This window comes from Neoroseomonas alkaliterrae (assembly GCF_014199195.1).
Lineage (GTDB): Bacteria > Pseudomonadota > Alphaproteobacteria > Acetobacterales > Acetobacteraceae > Neoroseomonas > Neoroseomonas alkaliterrae.
Genome location: NZ_JACIJE010000049.1, coordinates 1 through 1,115, shown reverse-complemented (window position 1 = coordinate 1,115; position 1,115 = coordinate 1). Strand labels below are relative to the sequence as shown.

General features: G+C 73.1%; 1 protein-coding gene. It reads right to left on the bottom strand.

Translation table 11 applies throughout. The features are described from left to right. Positions 1–1,067 (bottom strand): phage portal protein (locus FHS88_RS20490; protein ID WP_246420458.1); only part of this gene is annotated, 1,067 nt, incomplete at its 3' end. Positions 1,068–1,115: the final 48 nt, after the last annotated feature.

Here is a 1,115-nt window from a genome sequence, read left to right as displayed (position 1 = left end):
GGCGGGACGTGCGACACGCCGTCCGGCATGTCCGTCCCCCAGAGCCCGAGCAGCGCGCCCTGCGCGTGGAAGCGCTCGGCGACGGGGCGCACCAGCATCGGGATGAGCATGCCGTACTGCACCTGCTCGCAGAGCCGGCGGAACTCGATCTTGCCGGCGCGGAGCGAGGAGTAGTTCGCCTGCGTCAGGTCGCCGGAGACCTGGTCATAGGTCAGGCCGGCGCCGACCGCGGCGGCCTCGAGCGCGCGGCGGGCGAAGGCGGCGTGGCTGCCTCCGCCCGAAGGGTTCACCACCTCCACACTGCCCATGCCGCGGCGATACAGGATCATGCCCGGCTCGAAGCTCTCGACCGTCCGGCCCTGGGCGTCGCGGAGCAGGCCGGCAGCGGCGCCGGTCAGCGCCTCGTCGCCTTCCTCCGTGACCACCGCGGCAAGGCATGCCTCGATCTTGGCCTTCATCAGCAGCGCCGCCTCGTAGTCGCCGAGATCGCGAAGGCGCAGCAGCACTGGGGCGAGCCAGGACACGTCGCGCAGCTGGCCGGGCCGGCGCTTGCGGTAGACGTGCAGCACCTCCGAGGCCGGGATGCGCTCGCTGCTCTGCCAAGTCGCGCCCGGGAGGATCCACGCCGCGCCGGGGTGCACCCGGTGCAGCCAGTAGGCGACCGGCTCGCCGGCCTCACCGAGGGCGACGCCCTGGATGGTCGGTGCGCCGTCCACCATGCCATTGCGCGCCGTGTCGAGGTGGTCGCTCTCCAGCACCTGCAGCCGCAGGCCGATCGGGTTCGCCGGCGATGGCGGTACCATCAGGAACCGAACGAAGCACTCGCCGCTCTCGACCACCGCCCGCATGACCAGCGCTTGCAGTCCGTAGAGGTCGAGCCGTCCCTCCGCGTCGCAGGCCGTGCTCTCCGCCCAGCGCCGCCAGGCATCGGCGTGGCGTGCATCCGGCCAGCGGGTCGTGATGCCGGCGCCCACCGCATTGCCCGTCCAGAGATCGACGATGCGGCTGGCGTAGGGATCGTTGCGTACGGCGTCGCGGGCGCGGCGCGCGACCGTCGCGACCGCCATACCGACCTCGGCCGTGGCGCTGCCGCCGGACGGCGCCCAGGCTGAGGC